Origin of the sequence: Pseudoblastomonas aquimaris, assembly GCF_035481675.1 — a bacterium.
Taxonomy (GTDB): Bacteria; Pseudomonadota; Alphaproteobacteria; order Sphingomonadales; family Sphingomonadaceae; genus Alteriqipengyuania_B.
This window is the reverse complement of the sequence record NZ_JAYJJW010000001.1, coordinates 1,045,560-1,067,447: the sequence shown is the minus strand read 5'-3', so window position 1 is coordinate 1,067,447 and position 21,888 is coordinate 1,045,560. Positions and strand designations below refer to the sequence as shown.

The window sequence follows — 21,888 nt, the reverse complement described above, 5'->3', positions numbered from 1 at the left end:
CGCGTTACTTCTTCGCCGCCAGCTGCGCGGTGACGTCGGCCGTACTGACCAGCGCCTGCAGCTGGCTGCTGACCAGGCGGAAGCCGGTGCGCGGCAGGTAGAACGTGCCGGCAACGCCTTCCACCAGCACCATGCCGGTGGCCGTGACTTCGGTGATGGTTCCAAGCGGGGCGCCGTTCGCGTCGAACACGGCCACGGCGGGGACGATCGCTGCGTTGAGCGCATTTGCCTGCGCGGTTTCCGCAGCAAGGATAAGCTCGTCGAGCTGCGCGCGCGTGGTCACCAGCATCGGGCCGCGCGTCGACTGGCCGAAGGTCGCGAGCAGCACGGTGCCGCGGCGCGTGCCGGTATCCACCACCGCGGTGCCCGCCGCCTGGTCCACGCTGACGATCGTGGCAACATAGTCCCCGCGCGGATCGACGACCTGCCGGCCCGGGGCCGGATCGCGCATGTCCTGCGCCTGGGCGATGCCGGGAATGGCAAAGGCGAGGGCGGCGGCGAGGAAGGCGGTCGATTTCATCGGGGAACTCCAGTGTCTTGTCCGGGGCCAGCCATTCCATCGAATGCGGGCCAAGGCAACAGCGATCCTGCGGCGCGAGCGATGAAGCCCGGCTTAAGCGGCGGCGGCGATGGCGGCGTCGATATGCGCCAGCGCGGCCTCCCGGTCCGGGAAGCCGGCCGCGATCCAGCGTTCTTCCGCGTCCTGCAGGATCGCCGCGACCTGCGGGCCGGCGCTGACCCCGCGCTCGATCACATCGCGGCCTTTCGCCGGGAATTGGGGCACGTCCCACTCGTCCAGCATGGCCGTGTTTGCGCCGCCCAAAAGCAGGCGGTCGCGCGCGCTGTCGAGCCCGTGGCGATAGGCGAGGGCATGCGCGCCGTCGCTGTCCGCCGCCTCGCGCGATGCCGCCGTCACCAGCCGCAGTTTCTGCGCGCGCGACAGGCGCAGGCGCGCGGCAACGTCCCTTGCCACCTCTGGCGAGGGAGGCAGCAGCGCGGCAAGCCGGCGCAGCGGGTGCGGCGCGATGCCGGATGATTTCTCGGCATCCACGAGCCGGGCGAGCGCCGCCACTTCCTTCGCGCCCGCTTCGGGCAGGATCACGCCGAGCACACCCCTGTCCTCCATCCGCGCCACGGTGTCCGCAGGGGCGGGCAGGGCGAGGAGGTTCAGCAATTCCATCGCGATCCGTTCGCGACTCAACCCTTTCATCGTCGGAGCAAGCTCGGCGCAGGCCTCCTCCGCCTGGCTGTCCAGCGCGCTGCCGAAGCGGGTCTGAAAGCGGTAGTAGCGCAGGATGCGCAGGTGGTCTTCGCGGATGCGTTCGCGCGCATCGCCGATGAAGCGGACCACGCCGGCGCGCAAATCGGCGATGCCGCCGAAGTAATCGTGGACCACGCCGCTGCCCGGCTCGGCATAGAGGGCATTGATGGTGAAATCTCGCCGCGCGGCATCGTCCTGCCATTCGCTGGCGAATGCCACGGTCGCGCGCCGCCCGTCGGTGGAGACGTCCTTGCGCAGCGTGGTCACTTCGACATTCCCGCCCTCGCGCAGCGCGGTGACGGTGCCGTGTTCGATCCCCGTGGGGACGGTGCGAATGCCGGAAGCGTCGCAGGCAGCGATCACCTGCTCCGGCGTCAGCGTGGTCGCTGCATCGATATCGTGGACCGGCAGGCCCGCCAGCGTATCGCGCACGCAGCCGCCCACCCAGCGCACGTTTCCCTCACCCAGCGCCGCGACGAGCTGCGCGAGGTCTTCGCGGTGCAGCCATTCGGCGTCGATGGCGGCGGTTTCGGTATCGTTGTTGGTCATGCTCACCGGGCGTCCTTTACTACGCCGCCGGCTCTTGTCGAATGGCGCGCAATCGGATTTCGCCGGCCTAGCGTTCCCACAATTCGGTCAGTTCCAGCCGGCGGGAGAGATTGGCGATGATCGCGGCCGTCACGCCCCAGATGCGGTAGCCGTCCCAGTCCATCTCGTAATAGGTCCGGTCGGCGCCTTTCCAGAACGTGGAGTTTTCGCGGTAATTGCTGCGGTCGAATAGGACGCGCAGCGGCACTTCGAACCAGCTTTCCACCTCGTCCGGATTGGCGCGCAGCGGCAAGTCGGGCGGCGCGACGCCGAGCACCGGGGTGACCACGAACCCGGTGCCGGTGGTGTAGGGATCGGTCGCGCCGATGATTTCCACTTCGGCAGGCGGCAGGGCGATTTCCTCGTGCGCTTCCCGCAAGGCGGCCTGGACAACGTCCTCGCCCGGGTCGAGCTTGCCGCCGGGAAAGGCGACCTGGCCCGGATGGCTGCGCATGTCGGCGCGGCGGCGCGTCAGGATCGCGCCCGGGTCGGGTCGGTCGGTCACCGCGATCAGCACTGCGGCAGGACGCGGATCGGGCTCGGCAAAGCGCTCGTCCGTCAGCAGTCCGTCGAGCGGCTTGCCGTGGCCTTCATCGAAAATGCGGGTCAGCCGCTCGACCAGCGTCATGCGCGTCTCATGCGGGCCGGAGGCTGAAGGTTTCGCCGCCGCTGGTGACCGTCCAGTCATCCCCTTCCTCGAGCGAGAGCGCGGCAAGCTGTTCGTATGTCGAGCGGTTGAGCCTGGCTTCCAGGCCGTTGCGGACGTGGAGGTAAATGGCCGGCGTATCGGCATCGCCCCGCGCCGCAAGCGCATGGTCCGGCCCCGCGACGACGAGATCGTCGGTGTTGAGGCGGAAGGCGAGCGCGCCGTCGCGCCGCTGCACGTCCACGGCGACAAGCGGCGCGTCTTCCACGGCGATCGCTAGTTTCTGGAACGGGGTGACGAGCGAATGGCTGCCGTCCTCTTCGCGGCGCAGGAGGCCGGAAAACGCACGCACCATGGCGGGGCGGGTTATCGGGCTGCCGTCATGATACCAGGTTCCCGCCGCATCGATCCGCATGTGGCTGTCGCCTTCGTGCGTCGGCGCCCATTCGGCAACCGGCGGCAGCTTGCGCGCGGCGACCTGTTCGGCGATTTCGGCCAGGGAGAGGGAGGCGAGTTCGGGCGGGGGCGTGTAAGGCATGCGGGTTAAAGCGCTGGCACAGGCCGCGCGTTCCGCCAAGCGCCCTTTGCGGGCTTCAGCCGGGCCACGGCCCCAGCATGCCTTCGCGCGGCAGAACGGCCGCATTGGGCGCGCGGACCAGCAGCCGCTCCGGCTCCCACGGGCCGGGCAGGCGCCAGCCACCGGTGGGCGCGGCGCTGAAGCCGAAGAAGCGGCCGTAATAGTCGGGATCGCCGACCATGACCTGCGGCAGGGCGTTCTCGCCCAGCGCGCCGAGCAGCCCCAGCATGAGCACCTTCCCGAACCCTTCGCCCTGCCGTTCGGGCACCACGGCCACCGGTCCCACCATCACCATCGGGTGCGCGCGGCCATCGGGATCGGTCAGGGCGACGGGCCAGCTCTGGATCGTGCCGGCCAGCATTTCCTCCGCGTCGAGCACGGCGAAGCTCAGCGCCGGAAGCCACTGCGTCCCGGTGCGGACACGATAGGCGGTGCGCGCGTGGCGATCCGGCCCGAAGGCACGGTCGAGCAGTTGCTCGATCATCGCGGGCTCGACCTGGGCGAGCGGGATCAGCGTGGCATCGTCGGCGGACATGGCGCGCGCCGTTACGGGCGGCGGCGGGCCAAGTCGATCAAATTCCGCTTTGCGTCCGTGCGGCTCAGCTTGCCGGCGACAGCTTCAGCAGCCGGCCGCCTTCACCGTCCTCGATGATCCAGACCGCGCCGTCCGGCCCTTGCGCAATGTCGCGCAGGCGCTTGCCGAAGTCGTAGCGACCGGCCTCGGTGGCGCGCGTCCCGTCCATCGCTACGCGGATCAGCGCCTCGGTCTTCAGCCCCACGATCAGCGCATCGCCGCGCCATGCGGGGAAGGCGTCGCCGGAATAGAAGATGAAATCGCCCGGCGCGATTACCGGGGTCCAGCCGATCACCGGTTTAACGAGGTCGGGCCGCGTGTCGTTGTCGGGGATCGGCGAGCCGTTGTAATTGTCGCCGTTGGATACAAGCGGCCAGCCATAATTGTTGCCGGCCTCCACGAGGTTCAGCTCGTCACCGCCTGCGGGGCCATGCTCCAGGTCCCAAAGGCGCCCGGCATCGTCGAATTGCAGGCCGAGGATGTTGCGATGGCCGTAGCTCCAGATCTGGTTCGTCGGGGCGGGCAACCGCGGATAGGGATTGCCGGCGGCCGGGGTGCCGTCGAGGTTCAGGCGTACGATCGTGCCGAGGTTGTTGGTGTTGTCCTGCGCCGGGTCCTTCTTCTGGCGCTCTCCGCTGGCGATGAACATATAACGCTCGTCTGGCGAGAAGGCGATTCTGTGCGAATAATGCCCGCGGCCGGTAACCTTGGGCGCCTGCCGCCAGATGACCTGCCAGTCCTCGATCGTGCACTCATCGGCAACGTAGCATTTCAGCGTTCCGCGCCCGACCGCCGCTCCGCGCGTATCGCCGCTGCCGGCCTCCGCGAAGGAAAGGTAGATCGTCCGCGTATCGAGCCGGTCGGCGCTTTCCGAAGGTAGGAAGGCAACGTCGCCGAGCCCGCCCTGCCCGCCGTAGTCGACGTCGGGAAGGCCGCTCACCGTCACGAGGCGCGGGTTCTCCCCCGACGTGTCGACGATGCGCGCGGTCCCGGGCAATTCCGTGATGAAGGCAAGGTCGGTGCCCGGAATGAAGGCGATCGCCCACGGTTCGTCATAAGTGCCGTGTTCGCTGATCGTGTAGGGCACCGTATCGCCTGCAGAGCCGGTGCTGGCGGGCGCGGCGCTATCCCCGCCCATTCCGCCCGAGCAGCTTGCGGCGGTCAGCAGGGGAAGCGAAAAGGCGGCGAGAAGGAGGGTTTTTGCGTTGGTCATGTTGGCTTCAACTCCCTGTGCATCGTTCGGGTCCGAAACGGCGCCGGTCATCGGGGTGGACGAGGCTGGGCGCGGACCGTTGGCAGGGCCTGTGGTAGCCGCTGCGGTCGTGCTGTGCCAGCCGTGTCCCGAAGGGCTGGACGATTCGAAAAAGCTCACCGCCGCCCGGCGCGCGAAGCTCGACATTGCGGTGCGCGAAAGCTGCGCCTGGGGCGTCGGGATCGTGGAGCCGAGCGAAATCGACCGCATCAACATCTTCGCCGCGACCATGCTGGCGATGAGCCTGGCGGTGGAACGGCTGTGCGACGCACTCGGCTCTGCTCCGGCCAATGTCCTGATCGACGGCAACATGACGCCCGCGGGACGCTGCGACCTGTGGCGCTGGCCGGCGCGCGCCATCGTGGGCGGGGACGGGATCGAACCGGCGATTTCCGCAGCCAGCATTGTCGCCAAGGAATGGCGCGACCGGCTGATGAAAGACGCGGCGGCGCGGCACCCGGCCTACGGGTGGGAGCGTAACAAGGGCTACGGCACCAAGGAGCACATGGCGGCGCTGCGCGAACACGGGCCGACGCCGCTCCACCGGCATAGCTTTGCGCCCGTTGCGCAGGCCAGCCTGCTTTGACCTCGCGCGCGGCCATCGAACCCGCTAGGGCGCGCCGATGCTGACTTCGATCCTGATCCTTCTCGCCGGCCTCGTGGCCCTGACCATCGGCGGCGAACTCCTCGTGCGCGGTGCGGTGTCGCTGGCGGAAATCTTCGGCCTGTCGGCCCTCGTCACCGGCGTCGTGATAGTCGGCGCGGCGACATCGATGCCGGAACTGGTCGCGAGCATCCAGGCCGCGCTTGCCGGATCGCCGGGGATCGCATGGGGCAATATCGTCGGCTCCAATATCGCCAACACGCTGCTCATCCTCGGCGCGGTCGCCGTGTTTGCGCCGTTCAGCCTGTCGGGCGGTGGCAAGCGCGATGCGGTGGTCGGCCTCCTGGCCGCGGTCTTGCTGGGCGGGCTTGCGTGGTTCGGGCTTGCCGCCACGTGGCTCGGCATCGTGCTGGTCGCGCTCCTCGTCATCTACATCGTCTGGCGGCTAGGCCATCCGCGCATGCCGACGGCGGAGAACGAGGAGGAGGAAGAGGAACTTGGCGGCTATCGCCTGCCTGCCGCCAGCGCCTTGTTCGCCGTCGGTGTGGGCCTGCTCGTCCTGGGCGGCAGCTGGCTGGTTTCCGGCGCGGTCGATCTCGCCCGGCTGGCGGGCGTGAGCGAAGTCGCGATCGGCGCGACGGTGGTGGCCATCGGCACATCGCTGCCCGAACTCGCCGCGTCGGTTGCCGCCGCCTTGCGCGGCCAGCCCGGCCTTGCATTCGGCAACGTGGTGGGGTCCAACGTCTTCAATGCGCTGCTGATCGGCGGCGTGACGATGGCCGTTGCACCGATGCCCATCCCGGTCGAACTGCTCGACATCGAATGGCCGGTGCTGATCGCCAGCGCGGCGCTGCTCGTGCTGCTCGCAGGCAAGATCAAGCGCATCGGGCGCGGGGTGGGTGCGGGGATGCTGGCGGTCTTCGCAGCTTACTCGGCGCTCGCCTTTACCTGACCTCCTGACGGAACGTAGCGGCTGCGCCCCGCATTGGACCGGAAACGATCCAAGGAGCGCCCGATGCGAGAATTCACCCTTTCCGATATCCCCGACCAGTCCGGCAAGACCGCCATCGTCACCGGCGCGAACACCGGCATCGGCTACGAAATTGCGCGCCACCTCGCCATGAAGGGCGCCCGCGTGGTGCTAGCCTGCCGCGACGAGGACAAGGCGCGCGATGCGATCGCCGAAATCGCCGCCGACGCCCCGGATGCGTCGCTCGATTTCCTCGCCCTCGACCTCGCCGACCTAGACAGCGTGGCGAGGGCTGCGCAGCAGGCGAAGGAAGAGGAGCGCATCGATCTCCTCGTCAACAACGCTGGCGTGATGATGCCGCCGCTCGGCCATGCGACCGCGGGCACGGAACTTCAGTTTGCCGTCAACCACTTGGGCCATTTCGCGCTCGCGGCCCAGTTGGTCGACAAGCTGGCTGAGAATGGCGGTGGGCGCGTGGTCGTGCAGTCCAGCATCGCCCACAAGAGCGGCAACATCGATTTCGACAATCTCGACGCGAGCAAATACTACGCCCGCAGCCCGTTCTATTCGCAGAGCAAGCTGGCCAACTTGCTGTTCGCGCTGGAGCTGGATCGCCGCCTGCGCGCCGCCGGATCGCCTGTTGCCTCCATCGCCTGCCACCCCGGCGTCGCCGCGACTGAGCTGACGCGCCACATCGGCTTTGCCGCGCTGTTCACGCCGGTCATGAAAATCGTGCTCAACACCCCGGAGCAGGGGGCAATCCCCGCGCTGCAAGCAGCGACCGACCCTGAAGCGCAGGGCGGCGACTACTACGGACCCCGCGGCTTGCTGGAGGCACGAGGCAACACGTCGGGCCGCGCCTATGCGACGCGCCGCGCACGCGACGAGGCGCTGGCGAAGAAGCTGTGGGAACGCTCCGAAGAGCTGACCGGGATCGACTTTCGCATTTAACGGGGCAGGGCGAGTCTTTCCCGCCACACCACAAGATGGCGAGTCTGCGCGTCCTGCGCGGACTCAACATCTTGTGCCGGACTCGCTTCGTTCTCCCCCAATGCTCGCAACATGCGGCAAATTTGCCGCTTGACCCGCGGAGTCCTGACAGGCCACACCCTGTGGATAAGTCGAGGGGGATGTTGTGGGCCAGGTTACGAAAATTCGCGCGCCGCGTGTGCGCGCAAGGGACGATGCGGCCCGGAAGGCGGACTTGCCGCTCGGCCAGATCCTCGACGGCGACTGCGTTCAGCGTCTGCGCGAACTGCCCGATGCCAGCATCGATCTCGTCTTTGCCGATCCGCCCTACAACTTGCAGCTGGGCGGTGACCTGAACCGCCCGGACGGCAGCCATGTCGATGCCGTTACGGACGACTGGGACCGCTTCGACAGCTTCGCCCTTTACGACGAGTTTACAAGGCACTGGCTGGTGGAATGCAAGCGCGTCCTCAAGCCGGACGGCGCGCTGTGGGTGATCGGCAGCTACCACAATATCTACCGCGTCGGCGCGATCCTGCAGGACCTCGGCTTCTGGATCCTCAACGACATCGTCTGGCGCAAGACCAACCCGATGCCCAACTTCCGCGGCACCCGCTTCACGAACGCGCACGAAACGCTGCTGTGGGCGAGCCAGGGCGAGAAGGCGAAATACCAGTTCAACTACCGCGCGATGAAGACGCTCAACGACGAACTGCAGATGCGCAGCGACTGGGTCCTGCCGATTTGCCAGGGCGGGGAGCGGCTGAAGGACAGGGGGCAGAAGGTCCACCCGACGCAAAAGCCCGAAAGCCTGCTTTACCGCGTGCTGCTGGCGACGACTGAGAAGGGCGATGTGGTATTGGACCCCTTCTTCGGCACCGGCACCACCGGCGCGGTCGCCAAGCGGCTTGGCCGCGAATGGATCGGGTGCGAGCGGGAAGAAGCCTATCGCAAGGCCGCCCGCGCGCGGATCGACAAGGAATTGCCGCTGGATGAAAGCGCGATCACGATCATGCAGGCCGGCCGCAGCGCGCCCAAGGTCGCCTTCGGCGCTCTGGTCGAAAGCGGCCTGATCCCGCCGGGTACCGAGCTTTTCGACAAGAAACGCCGCTGGATCGCCACCGTCCGCGCGGATGGCTCCATCGTCCATGACAAGCAGGCCGGCAGCATCCACGGCCTCGGCAAGGAATTGCAAGGCGCCCCCAGCTGCAACGGCTGGACCTTCTGGCATTATGAGAACGGCGGAGAGGTCAAACCCATCGACGCCGCACGGCAGCTCTACCTGCTCAGCGTCGAGGATTGAGGTTTCGCGTTCAAGAACTGTCTCGGAGACGGATACCTAGTACATTTTACCTAGTCGACCGTTAACCGGAACTCGCTACACGCCCTGTGATTGATCCAATATGGATGAAACGGGGCCACACCATTAACAACGATGAATTGTCACCACTGGACAGGTTGACCCCGCGTCAACTCGAATGCCTGCGCTTGGTCCGCGACGGCCTGTCGGCAAAGCACGTAGCGCGAGAACTGGGCATTTCCCATCGGACGGTGGAATTTCATCTTACCGCAGCCATCGAGAGATTGCAGGCGGGCAACCGATTAGGCGCAGTTATGATGCTGTCCGAATTGGAGAATTCCAAGGCAGAGGTGGAGACAGCTAGAGCCCGCCAACCGGGCCCGTTCATGCTCTTTTCCGACCACGAATCAAATGAAGTCGATCTTGTCGAGAAAGCACCCGAAGAAGGGCGCCAGAGTCACATTCCGCCTGTCGGTGGTAAGGTTAACGATCTGACCGTTGCGGCACGACTCAAGGCGATACTGACCGTTGCCAGCGTGTCTATCCTCGTCGTCGCAGGGCTAATCCTGACCATTGCGGGGGCAATCCATGTTCTTTCGAACAGTTCATGAAGGCAAGTTTCTTTCCCAGCCCCCATTCCGGGAGCTTCGCGAAAGGGTCAATTATGCACAAGATTGAAGATTCCGCAGGTCACGTGGTCGCCAACGACACGCAAAAGTCCGTTGCATCGGTCGATCAGGCTGTTTTGTCGCTGGCAAACCTTTGTGCCAGCATCGTCGAAGTGAGCACGGCGTCGAACCTGCCCATCGCCACCGCACAGAGCGCATTGGCGCACGCCACCGCGGGGCTTTCCAACTTGGTCGCTTCGCGTGAGGATATGGCGGCAGCGACGCGCGAAATCATCCGCGTGCAGAAAGCATCGACGCTAGCCAGCCTAAATTTCGGTTGCCCGACTGGCCTGCCGAAACCCACAGGTCACGCTGAGACTGAAATTTCCGCAAGCCTTGTGCCCGAAAGCTGAGCCTTTGAGCTTCCTGCTCGTCTTCTGGACCTTCACGATAGGCGCATTGCTTTTCGGATGGCGGGCAGGAAGTTCGATCGATAGGCAGATTGTCGCACTAATTTCGACAGCACTCGCGCTTTCGACTTTAGCCGAACTAATGGTCGGCATATCTGGATCGTTCATCTGGAAAGCCGGGATCGACAGTGCCTTACTTATCGCAGTTGGCTGGCTTGCTTTGAGGACTGATCGTTATTGGCCGCTTTGGTTTGCCGGCTTGCAGCTTGCGGCTGTCCTCACTTCGCTGTCGGCTCTGCTCATGTCCGAGGGGAACCGCTGGATTTTCCAGACGCTCGGAGGTTTCTGGGCCATTCCAGCGCTGGTCGTCATGTGTATCGGCTTGGCGAAGGACCGTCTGGCGAAAATTTCAGTGGCTGACTGACCAAAGCGCGGCGTGCCTATCCGAGCGTCGAGGCACGAACGATAAGCCTCTTACCACTCTTCGTGGATCAGCCGGTCGTCGCTCACTCCGCGTGCCTTCAACAGCGTGCTGACATCCTCCTCCATGGGCGGCGGACCGCAAAGGTAGAACCGGCCTGAAAAGTCGAGATCGGCCTGCTCGAGATAGTTGCGGTCGACCTGCCCGTGATAAATGCCGTCGACTTCCTCGTCGCTCAGAAGGAAATCCAGCTTCAGGCCCGGCATCGCCTCGAGCTCGTCGCGCAGGATGATATCCTTTTCGCGGCTGTTCGAGAACATCAGGCGATATCCGTCGAGGTTGCCATCTTCCGCCTGGCGCGCGCGCAGGATGGCGAGGAACGGCGTCAGCCCCGCGCCGCCGGCAATGATCGTACCCGGCCCGCGATCCGCGATCGCGCCCCAGGGATCCTCCAGCAACACCGTCTCCCCGCCTTCCATCTGGCCGATCTGTTCGGTCACGCCATCGTGACTGGGATAGGACTTGATCGTGAACTGCAGATGCTCCGCGTTGGGCAAGGAGGTAATGGTGAAAGGCCGCTTCTCGTCTCGCCAGCCGTCGCGATCGATCGCGAAATCGGTCGCCTGACCGGGCTTGAACTCGAATCCTTCCGGGCGATCGAACGTCAGTTCGTTCACGTCGTGGGTAATCGAGCGGATCGACTTCAGGGTCAGGTGGTGCGTCATGGACGGGTTCCGGGAGAGGTTGGCGGGCAGTCTTTTCCAGTCCGATCCCAATGAGCGGTGGCGGAACGCGGTTCCCGCCAAAGCAGGCGTAAACGCCCTGTCAGAAGGCGCATCTGCCCGCTAAAGCAACAGCATGACCACACGCATCTACACCCGCCCCATCGGTTTCGCGCCTTCGCCGCAGAGCGAGGAGGGCGGAGCGATCAGGCTGGCGGGGGGGATGGTCTACGCCAGCCGGTTCGCGGTGATCGTGCGCGATAGCGACCGGGTCGTTTCGCGCAGCCTTGGCGGGGTGGACGATGTGCCTGCGATGCTCGGCGCGCTCGAAAGCGACCTTGCGGCGGAAGGCGAACGGCAGTGGTCCAATTTGCGCATGGCGCATGTGCCGCTACAGCTCGGAGAGCGCACCGTGCGGCTCGACCAGCCGCAGGTGATGGGCGTGCTCAACGTCACGCCCGATAGTTTCAGCGACGGGGGCGAATTCCTCGACGATCCGGAGGTCGCCGCGCAGCACGCGGCAGCGATGCTGGAAGCAGGTGCGGCGATCATCGACATCGGCGGCGAAAGCACGCGGCCGGGCGCATCTGCGGTGTGGGAAGGCGAGGAGATCAAGCGGACCGAGCCGGTGATCGAGCGCGTCGCCGCAATGGGTGCTGCGATCAGCATCGACAGCCGGCGGCCGGCGGTCATGGAGGCCGCCCTGGACAAGGGGGCGCAGCTGATCAACGACGTATCCGCGCTGCGCCACGACCCGCGCAGCATGGAACTGGCTGCGGCGAGCGGCGCGCCCGTGGTGCTGATGCACGCGCCGGGCGACGGCGACGACCTCCATTCCAACGGCGACTACGCGAACGTGGTCTTCGACGTATTCGACTGGCTGCGCGACCGGCGCGATGCGGCGCTGGATGCGGGCATCGCGCGCGAGAAGATCGTGCTCGATCCCGGTATCGGCTTCGGCAAGACCCTGGCGGACAACCTTGCGCTGCTCAATGCGCTGCCGCTGTTCCATGCGCTCGGCCAGCCGCTGCTCCTGGGTGCGAGCCGCAAGCGGATGATCGGCGCGCTGTCGGGCGAGGCGGGCAGTCACGAGCGGCTGGGCGGCAGCGTCGCGCTCGCCATCGCGGGCATGAATGCCGGCGTGCAACTGCTGCGCGTCCACGACGTGTTCGAAACCGTTCAGGCGCGCAACGTGTGGCGGGGCCTGCGCGATGCGGCGCTGACGGATTTCGCGGATCTGCCGGCCTAGGCCGACCGGTCAGGCGGCGTTGTCAATTCCGAGATCGCTGAGCTTGCGGTAAAGCGTGGAGCGACCGATGCCGAGCCGCCGCGCCACTTCGGTCATGCGGCCACGGTAGTGACCGATGGCGAGGCGGATGACGTCGGCCTCGATCTCTTCCAGTGGGCGCAGATTGCCGTCCTCGGTGTAAAGCTGGATGCCGATGCCTTCGTGTGTCGGCGTGTCGTCGGCCGCGGGAGCGAGCTCGCCGATCAGCTCGAGGAGCTGGGGAAAGTCGTCCGCCGTCAGCGCATCGCCATCGGCATAGACGGCGGCGCGGAACAGGACGGATTGCAGCTGGCGCACGTTGCCGGGCCAGTCGTATGCGGACAGCAGCGCCAGCGCGCCGTCGGTGATGCCCAGTTCGCGCAGTCCCGGCTGCTCGCCGATGCGTTTCAGGAAGAAGCGGGTCAGCCGGCCGATGTCGCGCCCCCGGTCGCGCAGGGCGGGTAGGATGATGCGCGTTGCGGCGAGGCCGCTGCGCAAGTCCTCGCGGAAATCGCCCGCGGCAACCAGCTCGTCCAGCGGTGCGTTGGTGCAGGCGATCAGGCGCAGGTCGATCTTGAAGGCGTGTCGCGCGCCGATGGGGCGGACCTGGCCCTTGGCGATGGCCTCGGCGAGCCGCTCCTGCACTTCGGGTGGCAGATGGTCGACCTCGTCCAGCACCAGCGTGCCGCCGTCGCATTGCTGCATCGCGCCGATCTGCCGGTCGAACGCGCCGGGAAACGCACCTTTTTCGTGCCCGAACAGCAGCGATTCAAGCGAGGCTGCGGGCATGCCGGCCACGTTGACCAGCCGCAGCGGCGCCTTTGACCGCGGGCTGGCGGCGTGCATCGCGCGCACGATCATTTCCTTGCCCGTTCCCGTTTCGCCTTCCAGCAACACATGCCCATGGCCGCGCGCCGCCTTTGCCGCCTTGGCCAGCGCGGTGCGGAATTCGGGCGAGGTGCCGATCATCGCGTCGAAATCGAGCGTTGCCTCCATCTTCTCGGTCAGCGGGGCGAGCTCGTCGGCAGGCGTTTCGCGGGTGGTGGCACTGCGCAGCGCCAGCATCAGCCGGTCCGGGCTGACGGGCTTGATGAGATAGTCGGTTGCGCCCGCGCGCATCGCCTCCACCGCCAGCACCGGGCTGGCGCTGGTGGTCAGCATCAGTAGCGGCAAGGCGGGGCGGCGGCTCTTGAGTTCACCGATCAGCGCGCAGGCATCGTCGCCTGGCACCCACTGGTCGAGGATAATCGCGGAAAGCTGCATGCCCTCGCGCGTCCCCAGCGTGGCGATGGCGGTTTCGGAATCCTGCACCACGAGCGTGCGCCAACCCTCCCGCGCGGCGAGCGCGGAGATCAGCCGGCTTTGCGCTGGTTCGTCGTCGATCAGCATCAACAGGCGAGTATCGCTGTCGCTCATGGCCCCGAAACCGTCCCCCTTTGGTACGGAAATGCGTGTAGCGGCGAGGGGTAAAGAGCGAATTAAGGCTGATGGCGTCTTCCTGCCGCCGCCGGGTGCAGCCGCCGATTACCCACAGGGACTTGAGCGGCGCGCTGCGGCGGACTAGGACACGGGCCAACGACAACACATCCGAAGGAATGCCCATGTCCGGCAACGACATGAAAGCCGCCAATCAAACCTATACGTCCTTCATCGGGCACCTGAAGTGGGCGGTGCCTCTGATCGCCGCCATCACGGCCTTCGTGGTCATCTTGATCTCCTGATCTGGCATACGGGGGGCGCACTATGAAGATCGCGGTGTTGAAGGAGCGGGCTCCGGGCGAACACCGGGTCGCGGCCACCCCCGAAACCGTCAAGAAATTCATCGCCCTCGGCGCCGACATGGCGGTCGAGAGCGGGGCCGGCGCGGGCGCGTCGATCCCCGACGATGCCTATGCGGAGGCGGGCGCCACCGTGGCCTCGCAGTCCGAGGTGGTGAGGGATGCGGACATCGTGTTCGGCGTCCAGGCCCCCGATGCGGCGCTGCTGGCACCGGCGAAGAAAGGCGCATGGCTCGCGGCTGTCCTCGACCCGTTCCGCCAGCGCGAGACTGTGGATGCCTATGCCGCTGCCGGGATCGAGGCGCTGGCGATGGATTTCATGCCGCGCATTACCCGCGCGCAGAGCATGGACGTGCTTTCCAGCCAGTCTAACCTTGGCGGCTACAAGGCGGTGATCGCCAGCGCCAACGCGTATGGCCGCGCCTTTCCGATGATGATGACCGCCGCTGGCACGGTGCAGGCCGCGCGCGTGTTCGTGATGGGCGTCGGCGTCGCGGGTCTGCAGGCGATCGCCACGGCCAAGCGGCTTGGCGCGCAGGTCTCCGCCACCGACGTGCGCAGCGCGACGAAGGAGCAGATCCAGTCGCTCGGCGCGAAACCGGTCTTTGTTGAGGAAGTCGAAGGCATCGAGGGCGAAGGCAGCGGCGGCTATGCCACCGAAATGAGCGAGGAATACCGCAAGGCGCAAGCCGAACTGGTAAGTTCGCATATCGCCAAGCAGGACATCGTCATCACCACTGCACTGATCCCCGGCAAGCCCGCGCCGCGCCTGATCACCGATGCGCAGGTAGCCAGCATGAAGCCGGGCAGCGTGATCTTCGACCTCGCCATCGCCAACGGCGGCAACGTGGAAGGCGCCAAGGCCGACGAAACCGTGGAGCGCCACGGCGTCAAGATCATCGGCTTTTCCAACACCGCCGGCCACCTGGCTGCCGACGCAAGCGCGCTGTACGCCCGCAACCTCTACAACTTCCTCAGCGCGTTCTGGGACAAGGATGCCGGCCGGCCCGTGCTGGACGAGGAAATCGGCGACGCGGTGCGGCTGACAAAAGACGGCCAGGTCGTGAACGAGAGGCTGGCGGTTTGAGCCACGGCACTTCTGGAAGCTCCCCCTTTGGGGGAGGTGGCAGCGCGAAGCGCTGACGGAGGGGGCGGGGCTTGGAAAACCATACCACGCAATCACTCACCTCGGCGCGCAGGCAGCGTCGGGAAATGTCCCTGCCCGAAGGTCTTTTGTGGCAAAAACTTCGCCAGCGTCCCCATGGCGTCAAGTTCCGCAACCATCATCCAATCGGTAGTCTGGTCGTCGATTTCTATTGTGCGAGCAAGAAGCTTGCCATCGAGATCGATGGAATTTCGCATGATATGGGCGACAATCCGGCGCGCGACCGCAAGCGCGATGTCTGGCTGGTCTCGCAGGGCATCCACGTCGTTCGCATTGCTGCAACCGAGGTGTTGCGCGATCCATCGGAGGTTGCCGACGGAATTGCGAAACTCTGCGCCGACCGGCCCCCTCCGTCAGCCGCTGGCGCGGCTGCCACCTCCCCCAAGGGGGGAGATTCTGGAGTTACTGCCTAATGGACTTCATTTCGATCCTGTCGATCTTCGTGCTGGCGTGTTTCGTCGGCTATTACGTGGTGTGGTCGGTCACGCCCGCGCTGCATACGCCACTGATGGCGGTGACCAATGCGATCTCTTCCGTCATCATCGTCGGCGCGCTGATTGCGAGCGCCGAGGCGGGTAGTCCTGCGGCCAAGTGGCTCGGCCTTGCCGGGGTCGTGCTGGCCAGCGTCAACATCTTCGGCGGGTTCGCGGTCACGGAGCGCATGCTGGCGATGTACAAGAAGAAGGAGAAGAAGTGATGCTCTCCTTCCTGGCAGGCGGTGCGGACGGCGCGCCGGTGAACCCGTGGGTCGCGCTCGCATATCTTGTCGCCGGCGTGTTTTTCATCCTTGCGCTGCGCGGCCTGTCCTCGCCCGCGACGAGCCGGACGGGCAATCGTTTCGGCATGGTGGGCATGCTTATCGCGGTCGTGACGACGCTGGTGACGCACGATGTCGCGAACATCGTCGAGATCGGCATTGCGATCCTGATCGGCGGCAGCATCGGTTTCGTGATCGCCCGCCGTATCGCCATGACGGCGATGCCGGAACTGGTTGCCGGGTTCCACAGCCTCGTCGGCCTTGCCGCTGTGCTGGTGGGCTGGGCAGCCTATCTCAATCCGGGCGCTTTCGGCCTCTTGTCCATGGGTGATACGTTAGTGATAGGCAGCGATGGCCTTTTCACTTTTGGCCGTGGTATCTCGCCCGTTTCCAAGGTGGAGATGGGCCTCGGCATCGCCATCGGGGCGATCACTTTCTCCGGCTCGGTCATCGCCTTTGCCAAGCTGTCGGGGCGGATGAGCGGTTCGCCGATCCTGCTGCCCGCGCGTCATGTCATCAACCTGGGTACGCTCGCCGCGATCATCGTGTTGACCGCGCTGTTCGCCATGGCCGGACCATCCGAGACCATGCCGCTCATTATCGCGCTAACGGTGCTCGCCTTCGCCATCGGCTTCCTGCTGATCATTCCCATCGGCGGGGCGGACATGCCAGTCGTGGTTTCCATGCTGAACTCCTATTCCGGCTGGGCCGCAGCGGCGATGGGTTTCACGCTGGGCAACACGGCGATGATTATCACCGGGGCGCTGGTCGGCTCTTCGGGTGCGATCCTCAGCTACATCATGTGCCGCGCGATGAACCGCAGCTTCCTGTCGGTCATCGCCGGCGGCTTCGGCGCGGACGACAGCGCGGGCGGCAGCGGCGAGGCGAAGGAGCAGCGCCCCTACAAGCAGGGCAGCGCGGCCGATGCGGCCTTCATGCTGGAACAGGCGGAAAAGGTCATCATCATCCCCGGCTACGGCATGGCGGTGGCGCAGGCGCAGCACGCGCTGCGCGAAATGGCCGACATGCTGAAGGAGAAAGGCGTGGAGGTGAAATACGCCATCCACCCCGTCGCCGGCCGCATGCCGGGCCACATGAACGTGCTGCTGGCCGAAGCGCAGGTGCCCTATGACGAGGTGTTCGAACTGGAGGACATCAATAGCGAGTTCGCCCAGGCCGACGTCGCCTTCATCATAGGCGCCAACGACGTGGTAAACCCGGCGGCCAAGACCGACAAGTCCAGCCCCATCTACGGCATGCCCGTGTTTGACGTGGACAAGGCCAAGCAGGTCTTCTTCATCAAGCGCAGCATGGGCGGCGTGGGCTATGCCGGCGTCGACAACGACGTGTTCTACATGGACCAGACCATGATGCTGCTGTCCGATGCCAAGAAAATGGTCGAAGAAATCGTCAAGTCGCTCGACTGATCAGTTGTAGCGCGGCCAGACCTGCGTCTTGCAGAACACCGCGACGCAACCTTTCACTTCCAGCCGGTCGGCGGAAAGCTTGCGCACCTTTGCCGTGAAATAGCGCCCGTCGGGCGGGCTGTAGCCCTTGCCCTGCCAGTCGCCGCCATCGGCCTTCAGGTCCCACAGGATGCGCAGGCCCATCAGGCTCCTGCCGCGCAGGTTGCGGTTCGGGTTCTCCGTATCCTTCGCCCCGCCGGCAGGCTCTGCCACCAGGAAGCGGCTGATGCGGCCGCAATAGGCGGAGCCACATCGCGCGATGGTGACTACCGCGCGCCCGTCTGCCGTTTTCCACTGCCCGTCGATGGCCGCAGGCGGGGCCGCAGCGGAGAGCGGGGCGGTGGCGACCGCTGCATTCGCTGCAACCACGCAGGCCGTGGCGGCGATAATCTGGCGGATCATGGCATTACTCCGTTTATTGCGAATTCTGCGGGAATATACGGCTACCAATGGATATCGGTTGCAGGAAGTCCGGCTGGGCTGCCAGCTTTTCCTGACAGGGGAACGATGCGACCGGCCGGGCCTTTCTACGGCATGAGTTCAAAACGGGGGAGTTTTTGTTTTGCGCAAGCTTGGTTTGATCGGGGGGATGAGCTGGGTTTCCACGCGCCGGTATTACGAACACCTGAACACGATCGTGCAGCGCCGCGTCTCGCCGCGATCGAGCGCTCCGCTCCTGATCGAAAGCCTCGATTTTGACGGACTGTACCGCATTGCCGACGAGGATGGCTGGAAACGCGCAGCCGACACGCTGACCGCATCGGCGAAGCGGCTGGTCGGCGCGGGGGCAGAGGGGCTGATCGTCTGCGCCAATTCCATGCACCGCGCGTTTCGCGAACTGGAAGAGGCGGTGGACGTGCCCATCATCCACATCGCCGATTGCGTTGCGGCGCGTATGCAGGCCGACGGGGTCACGAACGCCGCGCTGATCGGCACGCGCAACGTCATGACCGAAGGCTTCTATCGCCGTCGCCTGATCGAGCGGGGCATCACCCTGCTTCCGCCGGACATGGAAACTGTCGAGACCGTCGACCGGATCATCTACGAGGAACTCATGCTCGGCAAGGCAACCAAGAATGCCGAGCGCACGCTCAAGAGCATCCTGACAATCAAGGAGAAGGACGGCGCAGACGCGATCGTGCTGGCCTGTACCGAGCTTGAAATGATCGTCGACACCGATGCCAACGTCTTGCCGGTGTACGATTCGACACGGATCCATGCGGAGGCTGCGGCTGACTGGATGCTTGGCGATATTGGCGACGTGAAATTTTCGGAAAGCACCGCGACTTAAGCTTACCAGCTTTCCACCTGTTTTCGTGCCTAAGCCGAAATTTACCGTCAATTTGGGGTTCACAAAAGCGTAACACGCGTCATTGTGCCGGTCTCTGATTTTCCAAGGGACTGGGAGAATAGGTTATGAAGGGTCGTATGATGACCGCTGCATCGGCAGCGGCTTTCGCTGCGTTCGCGTTCGCCTCGCCGGCGGCGGCAGCACAAAAGATCGACAACAGCTATATCTGCGTTTTTAAGGACAGCCGCGTGGCTCCGGGCCAAGCGCGCGCAGCAGCGGCCGCCGCAGCCAATGGCCGCGGCAGCGTGGGCCATGTCTATTCCGCCACGATCCGCGGCTTCAACTTCAAGGGCTCGGCACAGGCCGTCACCGCGATGCGCCGTGCGCGTCCGGAAATCGCCTATTGCGAGCAGGACCAGGTCGCCACCATCGGCCAGCGCGGCAAGAAGGGCGGCGGTGGAACCACCACCCAGCCGCAGATCACGCCGTACGGCATCACTCGCGTAAACGGCGGTGCGGCAGGCACTTATGGTACCGCATGGATCATCGACAGCGGCGTGGACCTCGATCATCCCGATCTCAACGTTCTGGCGGGCATAAACTTCACCGGCGAGCGTAACGCCGACGACGGCAACGGCCACGGTACGCACGTCGCCGGGACGATTGCTGCCATCGACAACGACATCGGCGTGATCGGCGTGGCCCCCGGCGCACCGGTGGTGGGCCTGAAGGCCCTGGGCCGTCGCGGTTCGGGCTCCTACTCGGACATCATCGCCGCGGTCGATTACGTCGGCGCCAACGGCAAGGCCGGCGACGTCTGCAACATGAGCCTCGGCGGCGGGGCCAGCTCCGCTCTCGACAACGCGATCATCGCCGCGTCCAGCCGCGTCGTCTTCTCGCTCGCCGCGGGTAACGAGAGCCAGGATTCGAACAACGTTTCGCCGGCTCGCGTGAACGGTGCGAATATCTTCACGATCAGCGCCATCGACATCAACGACCGCTTCGCCAGCTTCTCGAACTTCGGGTCGCCGGTGGATTATGCGGAGCCGGGCGTGTCGGTCGGTTCGACCTACAAGGACGGTGGCTACGCCACGCTGAGCGGTACCTCCATGGCCGCGCCGCACTTCGCCGGCCTGGTGCTGACGGGCTACCGCACCGACGGTCGCCGCGCCATCAACGATCCGGACGGCAACGCCGACCTGATCGCGCTGCGGTAAGACAAACGGGTTCCCGCTTGCGGGAGAGGGGGATGGGCCGTGCGGGCGACCGCGCGGCCCTTTCTCGTCGGGCGCGGGTTTCCGGCGTGTTTCCCGCTCTGTTCCCGTTGCCACGCAAGCCCGCGCTGACTAGCGCTGCAAGCCGATGACCCGCGCCCCCTATGCCGCCGATCCCGCCGCCACGCGCGGCCGCCAGTACCGGGCTACGGGCGGCGAGACCCGCGGTCCGCGCAGCGAATTCCAGCGCGACCGCGACCGCATCGTCCATTCGATCGCCTTCCGCCGGCTGCGCGGCAAGACGCAGGTCTTCGTCGCGCCCGATGGCGATCATTACCGCGTTCGCCTGACCCACAGTATCGAAGTCGCCCAGGTCGGCCGCGTCATCGCGCGTGCCCTCGGCCTCGACGAGGACCTGACCGAGGCGCTGTGCCTTGCCCACGACATCGGCCACCCGCCGTTCGGCCATGCCGGCGAAGCGGCGCTGGAGGATGCTACCCGTCGCCATGGCGGCTTCGACCACAATGCGCAGACCCTGCGCATGCTGCACGTGCTCGAGAGCCCCTATTGCGATCATCCCGGCCTCAACCTGACCTGGGACACGCTGGAAGGCCTCGCCAAGCATAACGGCCCGGTCCACCAGCCATCATGGGCGCTGGAGGAGATCGATGCCGCGTTCCCGCTCGACCTTGCCAGCTGGCCGAGCGCGGAAGCGCAGGTCGCGGCCGTCGCCGACGACATCGCCTACGACAATCACGATATCGACGACGGCCTGCGCGCGGGGTTCCTTGAACTCGACGAGCTGCTCGCGCTCGATTTCGTCGCCGACCAGTGGCGGGCAGTCGAAAAACGCTTCCCCCACGCCGAGCAAGAGCGCCAGTTGCGCGAGCTTGTCCGCAGCCAGATCGGCCTGATGGTGAATGACGTGATCGAAACCGGGCGGGCAAACCTTGCCGGCATGGGCTCGGTAGGGGACGTTCGCGGGGCAGGGCGGCAGTCGGTCGGGTTTTCGCCCGCACTGGCGCAGGAAGAAAGGTCGCTGAAGAAGTTCATGTACGACCGGCTCTATTACCACCCCGAACAGCTGGAGACGGCGAAGAAGGCGCATGACGTGATCGCGCGGCTTTATGCCGCCTACGACCAGGATCCGCGCCGGATGCCGGGCGACTGGCAGCGCGCGATGCCGGACCGGGAGCCCGAGCGCAGCCGCCATATCGTCGACTACATCGCCGGCATGACCGACCGCTTCGCCATGCAGCAGGTCACCCAGATCTACGGCGCGCGGCCGGAGGGACTGTCCAATGTCTGAAGCCGCGAAGCGGATGCGGGTGCTGGTGGTGGGGGCCACCGGCCTGATCGGAGGAGAGGCGATTGCAATCGGCGCGGCTGACCCGCGGGTCCGCATCCTCGGCCTCTCGCGCCGCGAAGCCACGCTGCCGCCGGGCACGCGGGCAGAGATGGTGGTGGCGGACCCGCAGGACTGGGCGCAGGCCATCAGGACGCTGAAGCCGCATGTGGTGATCAACGCGCTGGGCACGACCTGGCGCAAGTCCGGCAAGAGCGAGGAAGGCTTTCGCGCCGTCGACGTGGACCTGGTGCTCGAGGTTGCGCGCGCTGCGAAAAATGCGGGTGCGACCGACTTCATCCATGTCTCCTCGGTCGGCGCAGCGGCGAGCAGCAGCAATTTTTACTTGAAGACGAAAGGGGAGGTGGAAAAGGCGCTCACCGGCCTCAAGTTCCGCCGCCTCGACATCGTCCGGCCCGGCCTGCTGCGCGGGGCGCGGGGCGGTGATAGGCGGCTGAAAGAGCGCGCGGCGATCATCGCCAGCCCGCTGACCGACCTGTTCCTCCATGGCGGCGCGCGCAAGTTCCGCTCCATCAGGGGCAGCGAAGTGGCGACCGCGGCGATCGCCTTTGCGCTGGAAAAGGCGGGCGGGCGCTTCATCCACGAGAACGACGGCCTGCACCTGGCGGCCAAACGCTATCGCCGGACGCTGGAATCCGCCGATTGACGGGGCGCGGCGATTGACAGCCGCCGCTCGTAAATG

The 21,888-nt window shown here is 65.8% G+C and carries 25 protein-coding genes; 16 read left to right on the top strand and 9 right to left on the bottom strand.

The window, feature by feature from the left end; genetic code table 11:
- Positions 1-4: 4 nt before the first annotated feature.
- The 6 genes from VCJ71_RS05205 to VCJ71_RS05180 all read right to left on the bottom strand — a co-directional run bounded on the left by VCJ71_RS05205 (position 5) and on the right by VCJ71_RS05180 (position 4,859).
- Positions 5-520 (bottom strand): hypothetical protein, encoded by a 516-nt coding sequence (locus VCJ71_RS05205; protein ID WP_324639630.1) that lies wholly within the window; start codon positions 518-520, stop codon positions 5-7.
- A gap of 93 nt (positions 521-613) precedes the next feature.
- On the bottom strand, positions 614-1,810 hold the full coding sequence (locus tag VCJ71_RS05200) for a CCA tRNA nucleotidyltransferase (protein WP_324640877.1): 1,197 nt from the start codon (positions 1,808-1,810) through the stop codon (positions 614-616).
- A gap of 67 nt (positions 1,811-1,877) precedes the next feature.
- Positions 1,878-2,477, bottom strand: coding sequence for a CoA pyrophosphatase (locus tag VCJ71_RS05195; RefSeq protein ID WP_324639629.1), 600 nt, complete (start codon positions 2,475-2,477; stop codon positions 1,878-1,880).
- A gap of 7 nt (positions 2,478-2,484) precedes the next feature.
- Positions 2,485-3,033, bottom strand: a complete 549-nt coding sequence (locus VCJ71_RS05190; protein WP_324639627.1) for a DUF1285 domain-containing protein — start codon at positions 3,031-3,033, stop codon at positions 2,485-2,487.
- Positions 3,034-3,088: 55 nt separating this feature from the next.
- Positions 3,089-3,607 (bottom strand): GNAT family N-acetyltransferase, encoded by a 519-nt coding sequence (locus VCJ71_RS05185; protein ID WP_290135614.1) that lies wholly within the window; start codon positions 3,605-3,607, stop codon positions 3,089-3,091.
- A 64-nt stretch (positions 3,608-3,671) separates the two neighbouring features.
- Entirely contained in the window at positions 3,672-4,859 is a 1,188-nt protein-coding gene (locus VCJ71_RS05180; protein ID WP_324639625.1) for a PQQ-dependent sugar dehydrogenase, read from the bottom strand.
- Here VCJ71_RS05180 and VCJ71_RS05175 point away from each other — a divergent pair.
- From VCJ71_RS05175 to VCJ71_RS05145, 7 genes are all read left to right on the top strand, one after another.
- On the top strand, positions 4,858-5,484 hold the full coding sequence (locus VCJ71_RS05175; RefSeq protein WP_324639623.1) for a ribonuclease HII: 627 nt from the start codon (positions 4,858-4,860) through the stop codon (positions 5,482-5,484). The two genes, VCJ71_RS05180 and VCJ71_RS05175, sit on opposite strands and share 2 nt — an antisense overlap.
- Before the next feature lie 37 nt (positions 5,485-5,521).
- Positions 5,522-6,454, top strand: coding sequence for a calcium/sodium antiporter (locus VCJ71_RS05170; RefSeq protein WP_324639621.1), 933 nt, complete (start codon positions 5,522-5,524; stop codon positions 6,452-6,454).
- A gap of 63 nt (positions 6,455-6,517) precedes the next feature.
- The gene (locus VCJ71_RS05165) at positions 6,518-7,423 is read left to right on the top strand and encodes an oxidoreductase (RefSeq protein ID WP_324639619.1); all 906 of its coding nucleotides are present in this window, start codon (positions 6,518-6,520) and stop codon (positions 7,421-7,423) included.
- A gap of 184 nt (positions 7,424-7,607) precedes the next feature.
- Positions 7,608-8,744 (top strand): site-specific DNA-methyltransferase, encoded by a 1,137-nt coding sequence (locus VCJ71_RS05160; RefSeq protein ID WP_324639617.1) that lies wholly within the window; start codon positions 7,608-7,610, stop codon positions 8,742-8,744.
- A 104-nt stretch (positions 8,745-8,848) separates the two neighbouring features.
- Entirely contained in the window at positions 8,849-9,352 is a 504-nt protein-coding gene (locus VCJ71_RS05155; RefSeq protein ID WP_324639616.1) for a helix-turn-helix domain-containing protein, read from the top strand.
- Positions 9,353-9,405: 53 nt separating this feature from the next.
- Positions 9,406-9,762 (top strand): hypothetical protein, encoded by a 357-nt coding sequence (locus VCJ71_RS05150; protein ID WP_324639614.1) that lies wholly within the window; start codon positions 9,406-9,408, stop codon positions 9,760-9,762.
- Between the two features lie 4 nt (positions 9,763-9,766).
- A complete protein-coding gene (locus tag VCJ71_RS05145; protein ID WP_324639613.1) occupies positions 9,767-10,183 on the top strand; it encodes a hypothetical protein in 417 nt (138 codons plus the stop codon).
- Between the two features lie 50 nt (positions 10,184-10,233).
- Here the strand turns inward: VCJ71_RS05145 and VCJ71_RS05140 are convergent, their stop codons facing one another.
- On the bottom strand, positions 10,234-10,905 hold the full coding sequence (locus VCJ71_RS05140) for a ferredoxin reductase domain-containing protein (RefSeq protein WP_324639612.1): 672 nt from the start codon (positions 10,903-10,905) through the stop codon (positions 10,234-10,236).
- Positions 10,906-11,038: 133 nt separating this feature from the next.
- Between VCJ71_RS05140 and folP the strand changes: the two genes are divergently transcribed.
- On the top strand, positions 11,039-12,151 hold the full coding sequence (folP, locus tag VCJ71_RS05135) for a dihydropteroate synthase (protein ID WP_324639611.1): 1,113 nt from the start codon (positions 11,039-11,041) through the stop codon (positions 12,149-12,151).
- Between the two features lie 9 nt (positions 12,152-12,160).
- Here folP and VCJ71_RS05130 read toward each other — a convergent pair whose 3' ends face one another.
- Complete coding sequence (locus VCJ71_RS05130) at positions 12,161-13,585, bottom strand: sigma-54-dependent transcriptional regulator (RefSeq protein WP_324639610.1); 1,425 nt, start codon at positions 13,583-13,585, stop codon at positions 12,161-12,163.
- 327 nt (positions 13,586-13,912) lie between these two features.
- Between VCJ71_RS05130 and VCJ71_RS05125 the strand changes: the two genes are divergently transcribed.
- The 4 genes from VCJ71_RS05125 to VCJ71_RS05110 all read left to right on the top strand — a co-directional run bounded on the left by VCJ71_RS05125 (position 13,913) and on the right by VCJ71_RS05110 (position 17,296).
- The gene (locus tag VCJ71_RS05125; protein ID WP_324639609.1) at positions 13,913-15,034 is read left to right on the top strand and encodes a Re/Si-specific NAD(P)(+) transhydrogenase subunit alpha; all 1,122 of its coding nucleotides are present in this window, start codon (positions 13,913-13,915) and stop codon (positions 15,032-15,034) included.
- 71 nt (positions 15,035-15,105) lie between these two features.
- The gene (locus VCJ71_RS05120; protein ID WP_324639608.1) at positions 15,106-15,525 is read left to right on the top strand and encodes an endonuclease domain-containing protein; all 420 of its coding nucleotides are present in this window, start codon (positions 15,106-15,108) and stop codon (positions 15,523-15,525) included.
- Positions 15,525-15,809: an NAD(P) transhydrogenase subunit alpha part 2 gene (locus VCJ71_RS05115; RefSeq protein ID WP_290135600.1), complete on the top strand. Its 285-nt coding sequence runs from the start codon at positions 15,525-15,527 to the stop codon at positions 15,807-15,809. Before VCJ71_RS05120 ends, VCJ71_RS05115 begins: the two co-directional genes overlap by 1 nt.
- The gene (locus VCJ71_RS05110) at positions 15,809-17,296 is read left to right on the top strand and encodes an NAD(P)(+) transhydrogenase (Re/Si-specific) subunit beta (protein WP_324640876.1); all 1,488 of its coding nucleotides are present in this window, start codon (positions 15,809-15,811) and stop codon (positions 17,294-17,296) included. Before VCJ71_RS05115 ends, VCJ71_RS05110 begins: the two co-directional genes overlap by 1 nt.
- Here VCJ71_RS05110 and VCJ71_RS05105 read toward each other — a convergent pair whose 3' ends face one another.
- Positions 17,297-17,737 (bottom strand): DUF2147 domain-containing protein, encoded by a 441-nt coding sequence (locus VCJ71_RS05105; protein WP_324639607.1) that lies wholly within the window; start codon positions 17,735-17,737, stop codon positions 17,297-17,299. It lies immediately after the preceding gene.
- 160 nt (positions 17,738-17,897) lie between these two features.
- Between VCJ71_RS05105 and VCJ71_RS05100 the strand changes: the two genes are divergently transcribed.
- The 4 genes from VCJ71_RS05100 (at position 17,898) to VCJ71_RS05085 (ending at position 21,852) form a co-directional block, all read left to right on the top strand.
- Positions 17,898-18,626, top strand: a complete 729-nt coding sequence (locus VCJ71_RS05100; protein ID WP_324639606.1) for an aspartate/glutamate racemase family protein — start codon at positions 17,898-17,900, stop codon at positions 18,624-18,626.
- Between the two features lie 125 nt (positions 18,627-18,751).
- On the top strand, positions 18,752-19,843 hold the full coding sequence (locus tag VCJ71_RS05095; protein ID WP_324639605.1) for a S8 family serine peptidase: 1,092 nt from the start codon (positions 18,752-18,754) through the stop codon (positions 19,841-19,843).
- A gap of 145 nt (positions 19,844-19,988) precedes the next feature.
- Positions 19,989-21,149 carry a deoxyguanosinetriphosphate triphosphohydrolase gene (locus tag VCJ71_RS05090; protein WP_324639604.1) on the top strand — a complete coding sequence of 387 codons (1,161 nt, stop codon included), beginning with the start codon at positions 19,989-19,991 and terminating at the stop codon, positions 21,147-21,149.
- Positions 21,142-21,852, top strand: a complete 711-nt coding sequence (locus VCJ71_RS05085; RefSeq protein ID WP_324639603.1) for an NAD-dependent epimerase/dehydratase family protein — start codon at positions 21,142-21,144, stop codon at positions 21,850-21,852. Before VCJ71_RS05090 ends, VCJ71_RS05085 begins: the two co-directional genes overlap by 8 nt.
- Positions 21,853-21,888 lie beyond the last annotated feature (36 nt).